The organism is Acidovorax sp. HMWF029 (genome assembly GCF_003060895.1).
Lineage (GTDB): Bacteria > Pseudomonadota > Gammaproteobacteria > Burkholderiales > Burkholderiaceae_C > Acidovorax.
This window is the reverse complement of sequence record NZ_QAIH01000313.1, coordinates 1-6911: the sequence shown is the minus strand read 5'-3', so window position 1 is coordinate 6911 and position 6911 is coordinate 1. Positions and strand designations below refer to the sequence as shown.

Annotated in this window: 6 protein-coding genes; all 6 read right to left on the bottom strand. The window is 65.1% G+C overall.

What is annotated here, in order from left to right; genetic code table 11:
• Positions 1-855 (bottom strand): ABC transporter permease (locus DBR12_RS20850; protein WP_108618970.1); only part of this gene is annotated, 855 nt, incomplete at its 3' end.
• A 55-nt stretch (positions 856-910) separates the two neighbouring features.
• Positions 911-2521: an ABC transporter ATP-binding protein gene (locus tag DBR12_RS20845; protein ID WP_108618969.1), complete on the bottom strand. Its 1611-nt coding sequence runs from the start codon at positions 2519-2521 to the stop codon at positions 911-913.
• A complete protein-coding gene (locus tag DBR12_RS20840) occupies positions 2522-3493 on the bottom strand; it encodes a 5'-methylthioadenosine/S-adenosylhomocysteine nucleosidase (RefSeq protein ID WP_108618972.1) in 972 nt (323 codons plus the stop codon).
• 223 nt (positions 3494-3716) lie between these two features.
• Complete coding sequence (locus DBR12_RS20835; RefSeq protein ID WP_108618968.1) at positions 3717-4727, bottom strand: BMP family protein; 1011 nt, start codon at positions 4725-4727, stop codon at positions 3717-3719.
• A gap of 248 nt (positions 4728-4975) precedes the next feature.
• Complete coding sequence (gene upp / locus DBR12_RS20830) at positions 4976-5605, bottom strand: uracil phosphoribosyltransferase (RefSeq protein WP_108618967.1); 630 nt, start codon at positions 5603-5605, stop codon at positions 4976-4978.
• A 75-nt stretch (positions 5606-5680) separates the two neighbouring features.
• Positions 5681-6685 (bottom strand): threo-3-hydroxy-L-aspartate ammonia-lyase, encoded by a 1005-nt coding sequence (locus DBR12_RS20825; protein WP_108618971.1) that lies wholly within the window; start codon positions 6683-6685, stop codon positions 5681-5683.
• Positions 6686-6911: the final 226 nt, after the last annotated feature.

Below are 6911 nucleotides of genomic sequence, written 5' to 3'. Positions count from 1 at the left end.
GCTGTAGCCGTAGCCGGGCGACATGTCCAGCGTCACATAGCTGGTGCGGCCCGCCACCTCGATGGCCCCCGCCAGCCCCGCCAGCCCGCCAGAGAGCAGAGCGACCAGCACCACCGTGCGGGTGATGGGCACACCCGCAAAAGCCGCAGCCCGCGCATTGGCCCCGGCAGCACGAATGTCAAACCCCGGCACCGTGCGCGCCAGCAGCGCCCACAGCATCACGGCCAGCGACACGGCCCAGAGCAGGCCCGTGTGCAGGCGCGTTTGTGGCACCAGCTTGGAGAGTTCCAGGTCGCTCTGCAGCGCCACGCTCTGCGGCCAGCCCATGGAGAGCGGGTCTTTCATCGGCCCATCGAGCAGGGCCGACACCAGCAACAGCATGATGAAGTTGAGCAGCAGCGTGGTGACCACCTCGTCCACCCCCAGCCGCGCCTTCATCAGTGCCGGGCCCAGCAGCAGCGCCGCGCCCGCCAGCGCCGCCGCCAACATCATCAGCGGGAAGAGCACATACGGCGACCATTCCAGCCCCGTGCCCCCATGCATGCCGCCCACGGCCACGGCGGCCAGCGCCCCGGCGTAGAGCTGCCCCTCAGCCCCGATGTTGAACAGCCGCGCCCGAAAGGCCACGGCGGCGGCCAGCCCGGTGAGGATCAGCGGTGTGGCGCGGGTGAGGGTTTCGGTCAGTGCGAACACTGAACCGAAGGCGCCTTGTAGCAGCAGTGCATAGGTCTGGCCCACGGGTGCACCGGCCCACAGGACCAGCAGGCCGCTGACTATCAGTGTGAACACCACGGCACCCACCGGTGCCAGCACGTAGGCGGCGGGGGAGGTCTGGTTGCGTTTTTCGAGTCTCATGGGGTTGTTGCTTTGGGCGTTTTTTACTGATCCGGCATCCGTCCACACGAACCGTTCACGCTGAGCCTGTCGAAGCGCCACGCAGGGCTTCGACAGGCTCAGCCCGAACGGTGGGGGTAGCCCCCGCCATCGCCAGACCGATGGCTTCGCGCGACCAGTCTTCGGCGCGTCGCGCCTCGCTCAAGTGCCCGTCATGCATCACCGCCACGCGGTCGCCCAGTGCCAGCACCTCGTCCAGATCATCTGAAATCACCAGAACTGCAGCACCGGCATCACGCGCTGCAATGAGCTGCTGCTGCACAAACATCACTGCACCAATGTCCAGCCCCCAGGTGGGTTGGTGGGCCACGATGAGCTGAGGAGCTTGTGCCGGGTTGCCCGAGCCATCCGTGGGGGGCATCAGCGCCCGCCCCAGGATGAGCTTTTGCATGTTGCCGCCCGACAGCGACCGCGCAGGCGTATCCGGCCCACCGCCGCGCACGTCAAAGGTGTCTGCCACCCGCTGCGCATGCTGTCGCGCAGCCCGGCGTTTGACCCAAAAGGCGCGAAACCACGGGTGCGCAAACCAGGGGCCGCGCAGGCGCTCTGCCACGGCGTTCTCCCACACCGGCAGGTCGCCCACCACGCCCACGGCGTGCCGGTCTTCGGGGATGCGGGCCACGCCCTGGCCGACCAGCCACGCGGGCTGTGCTTGCAAGGGGGCGCCACGCAGTGTGACCTGGCCTGCACTGGCAGCGCGTACGCCACACAACACATCGGCCAGCGCCACCTGGCCGTTGCCGCTCACGCCCGCAATCGCCACGATCTCGCCTGCGCGCAGGGTCAGGGACACATCGTTCAGCCGGTCGCGCCCTGTAGGGGCGGTGCTCACGTGACTGAGGGTGCAGATGGGTTCGCCCACGTTCTTGGCGGGGCGGCGCTCGGCGGCTTCGATGGCGTGGCCCACCATCCATTGCGCGAGCTGCCCTTGCGTGGTGCCCTGCGCTGGGGCCTCGGCCACCAGCTTGCCCTGGCGCAGCACGGCCACGCGGTGCGATACGCGCAGCACCTCGCCCAGCTTGTGGCTGATGAAGATGATGGACAGGCCCTGCGCCACCATCTGCGCCAGGGTGTCGAACAGCGCCTCGCTCTCCTGCGGGGTGAGCACGGCGGTGGGTTCGTCCAGGATCAGGATGCGGGCACCTCGGTACAGCGCCTTCAAGATTTCAACGCGCTGGCGCTCGCCCACCGAAAGGCTGCCCACCTTCGCATCGGGGCTGACGGGCAGGCCAAACTGCTGCGAAACGGCCAGCAGCTTGGCCCGTGCGCTGCTGCGGCGCGAGAAGGGCTGCCACAGCGGCTCGCTGCCCAGTAGTACGTTGTCTAGCACCGTGAGGTTGTCGGCCAGCGTGAAGTGCTGGTGCACCATGCCAATGCCCGCCGCCAGCGCTGCGCGCGGCTGGCCGGGCGGCAAGGGCTGGCCGAAGACCTCTATGCTGCCTTCGTCGGCCACATAGTGCCCAAACAGGATAGACATCAGCGTGGACTTGCCAGCGCCGTTTTCGCCCAGCAGGGCCAGCACTTCGCCGCGTGCGAGGGTCAGGCTGATGCTGTCGTTGGCGACGAGCTTGCCGAAGCGTTTGGTGATGTTTGTGAGGCGCAGAACGGGGGGCGTGGACTGTGTCATTTATTTCCAGTTGGCCAAAAACGCCCGCAACACCTTGGCCGAATTGGCCGCCGCCAGGCCCATGAAGGTGCCCATTTCGTTCTCGCCCTCGCCACCCCCGGCCAAGTCGCTCAGCGAGCGAAAGGCAATGTAGGGCACGCCATTGCTGTGCGCCACCATGGCGGTGGCGGCGGTTTCCATGTCGAGCACGTTGGCCTCGAAGGTCTTGAAGGCGTATTCGCGGAAGACCTTGTTGTCCACAAACGCCTGGCCCGATACGCCGTTGCCGCCCACCACCAGTTGCGGGCGCTGCTTGAGGCAGGTGGCAGCCAGGCAGTGCTCCAGGCCCACGTTCTGCAGGCTGCGCGCGGTGGCCAGCATCTTGGGGTCGGCTTCAAACCAGAACTTTTTGGTGAGCTTGGGCTGGGCGGCAGAGCGCACCTCCACGGGGCGCGGGTGCATCATGCCGAAGGCGGGCAGGGCGAGCTCGCTTTGCATCCAGGCGGGGGCGCTGTATTGGCCGGGTTTGTCTTCACGCGCCATCAGCCATTCCATGTACTGGCCCCACTGCGCAGGCACCGTCACGTCGCCGATGTGCAGGCTGGGGTTCACGCCGCCTGCAATGCCGCTGAAGACCACATGGCTCACGTTGAAGCGGTCCAGAACCAGCTGGGTGTTCATGGCCGCGTTGGTCATGCTGATGCCCGAGAGGAACACCACCACAGGTTTGCCTTCGAGCGTGCCGGTGGTGAACTCCACGCCGTTGATGTTGTGCTTGGCGGGTTGCTGCACCTGGGGCAGAAGCACGGCCAGCTCCGGCGCAAAGGCGGAGATGACGGCGATGCGGGGCGTGTCGTCCAGCCGCACAGTCGTCTTGCCTGTCGGGCCGGATGCACAACCAGCGAGTGCGCCAGCCAGTGCTAGTGACCCCAGCAGGCGGGTGAAACGAGAGGCGACGGAGTGGCGCAAGGGAATGAACAGGGAGGTGGTCATGAACATACGAGGCAGGGACAGAGACGTACGGATAGCGACAAAAAAATGGGCCGCCGCGATAAGTGGTGGCCCAGGTGTTCACCCGCTTTGTCTCGCATGGGTGATTTGGAGTGGCTGACAAAGCTCAGCGCAGCGGTTCTGGCTAGGCGCTGTGTCGCAGGCAGTACTGCAAGTACGACAAGACACAGCAACAACGCCAGAAGAGTTTTGTCATCCACTCCCCTTACTTGGCCGTCGATTTGGGCTGGCTGTCGTCCACCTTCACGGTGAACTTGCCCGCCAGGATGTCGGCCTCTTTCGCCTTGACCTTGGCGACGATGTCGGCAGGCACCTTCTTCTCGAACGTACCCAGGGGTGCCAGTTCAGAGCCCTTGTGCTTCATCATCGAATACGGGCCGTAGTCCTCAGCGGTGAACTTGCCATCCTTCACCAACTTGAGTGCGCGGTCGATGCTGGGCTCCATGTGCCAGATGGCCGATGCCACGACCGTGTCGGGGTATTTGTCCTGCGTGTTGATCACATTGCCGATGGCGAGCTTGCCTTTTTCCTTGGCGGCGTCGCTCACGCCAAAACGCTCGGCGTAGAGCACGTCGGCACCCTTGTCGATCATGGCGAAGGTGGCCTCCTTGGCCTTGGGTGGGTCAAACCAGCTGTTGATGAAGGTGATGGTGAATTCGACCTTGGGGTTAGTCTCTTTGGCGCCCGCCATGAAGGCGTGCATCAGGCGATTGACCTCGGGGATGGGGAAGCCGCCCACCATGCCGATCTTGTTGGACTTGGTCATACCGCCCGCGATCATGCCGCTGAGGTACGCAGGTTCTTGAATGTAGTTGTCGAACACGCTGAAGTTGGGCGCCTGCGGCTTGCCCGACGAGCCCAGCAGGAACGACGTCTTGGGGAAGTCCTTGGCTACCTTGCGGGCGGCGGCCTCTACCGCAAAGGCCTCGCCCACGATGAGCTGGTTGCCGCCGGTGGCGTACTCGCGCATCACGCGTTCGTAGTCGGCGTTGCTGACGTTTTCGCTGGCCTTGTATTCGATCTCGCCACGTGCTTCGGCGGCCTTGAGGGCCTTGTGGATGCGGCTGACCCATTGCTGCTCGAACGGTACCGTGTAGATCGCCGCGACCTTGAGTTTGGCTTGTGCGAACGCGGCGCTGGGTGCCAGGCCGACAAGGGCGGACAGGGCCAATGAAGTGGACAGCAGATGGCCAGTGAAGACGCGGCGAGAGCTCATGGAGTGGTTCCTTCAGTCGGTTCAGTCAGGCAAAGGGGAGTTGGGGGCCCGGCAAGCCGGTGCATGCACACTAGCAATTTGCGCGCCAAAAGCGAGCGCTGGGCCTGCTGCAGTCTGCCAGAGGATTGAACCAAGTGGTAAAAAATTTGCGCTGTGCGGGGTGGGCTGTCGCCACGGGGTTGCGGCGGGATGGGGCGGGCACAAAAAAAGCCGCCCGAAGGCGGCCGATGCTTGTATGGATGGGGCTCTTACTTGGTGCCGAAGATGCGGTCGCCCGCATCGCCCAGGCCCGGCAGGATGTAGCCGTGGTCGTTCAGCTCGCGGTCGATGGCTGCGGTGAAGATGGGCACGTCGGGGTGGGCCTTTTGCAGCGTGGCGACACCTTCGGGCGCGGCCAGCAGGCACACGAACTTGATGGAGCGGGGGTTGAGCTTCTTGAGGCGGTCCACGCATGCTGCGGCCGAGTTGCCGGTGGCCAGCATGGGGTCGACCACGATGATGTCGCGCTCTTCCATTTCGGACGGCATCTTGAAGTAGTACTCCACAGGCTGCAGCGTGGCGGGGTCGCGGTACAGGCCGATGTGGCCCACGCGGGCACCGGGCACCACGTTCAGCATGCCGTCGAGGAAGCCGTTGCCCGCGCGCAGGATGGAGACCAGCACCAGCTTCTTGCCGTCAATGACCTTTCCAGTCATGGTCTCCAGCGGGGTTTCAATCTCGATGTCCTGCAGGGGCATGTCGCGCGTGACTTCGTAGGCCATCAGGGTGGAGAGTTCGCCCAGCAGGCGGCGAAAGCTGTTGGTGCTGGCGTCTTTTTTGCGCATCAGCGTGAGCTTGTGCTGAACGAGGGGGTGGGTGATGACGGTGACGTTGCTCATGGAGAACCTGAAAGAGGGGCCGACGGGCCTGTGCCGGGGCACGGGCCACTGTGGCCAGACATTAAAAAGTGGGGGCTAGTCTGCCAGAAACCGGGCGAGGCGCGGCAAATCGACGTTGCCTCCGCTCACGATCACGCCCACGCGCTCCCCCTGCAGCAGCTTGGCGCCGTTGTCCTCGCCCGAAAACGCCTGCACGCCCGCAAAGGCCAGGGCGCCCGTGGGCTCGACGACCAGCTTCATGCGTGCTGCAAAAAAGCGCATGGCCTCGATGAGCTGCTGGTCGCTCACGGTGACGATGTCTTCGACATGCTCGCGGATGATGGGGTAGGTGAGTTCGCCCAGGCTTGCGGCCTGCGCGCCATCGGCAATGGTATGCGGGTTGGGGATGTGCACGATGTGGCCCGCGCGCAGCGACTGCTGGGCGTCGTTGGCGGTTTCGGGCTCAACGCCGATCACCTTGCATTGCGGCGCCAGAGACTGCGCGGCCAGCAGGCTGCCAGAGAGCAGGCCGCCGCCGCCCAGGCAGACAAACAGATAGTCCAGGTCGGGCACCTCCTGCAGCAGCTCCAGGGCCGCAGTGCCCTGGCCCGCAATCACGTGGGGGTGGTCGAATGGGGGGATCAGCGTCATGCCGCGCTCGCTGGCCAGTTGGCGGCTGATGGCTTCGCGGTCTTCCGTGTAGCGGTTGTAGGTGACCACCTGGGCGCCGTATTCGCGCGTGGCGGCCATCTTGGAGGCTGCTGCGTCCTCGGGCATCACCACGAGGGCGGGCATGTCCAGCAGCCGGGCCGACAGTGCAATGGCCTGCGCATGGTTGCCCGCCGAAAAGGTGAGCACGCCATGCTCGCGCTGTGCGTCGCTGAACTGGGCCAGCGCGTTGTATGCGCCCCGGAACTTGAACGCGCCCGTGCGCTGAAGGTTCTCGCACTTGAAGAAGAGCTTGGCGCCCAGGCGCGTGTCGATGGTGTTGCAGCGCATCACAGGCGTGTGGTGTGCTACGCCCGCCAGCCGCCGGGCGGCGGCGGCCACGTCGTCATGGGTGGGCAGGCTCACAGAAGGGGGCATGCTGGGCACGGTCATGGTGGCGTCCTCGCTGCGGGGCATGGGCCGCCCCGGGTTGCCACATGATAGCCCCATGATGTAGGAAGTGGCATAAAAATAGCTTCTAGCGCCTGATGGATAAGCGTTGGTAGCTATGAATTTGGTAGTGATCGAGGCATTACCGTGTCTGTTTCTGCATTGCCCTCCCGGCCCCAGGGCCTGGGCTGCAGGCTGTGGGGTACTTGGGGATGGGGTGCCTGGGGAT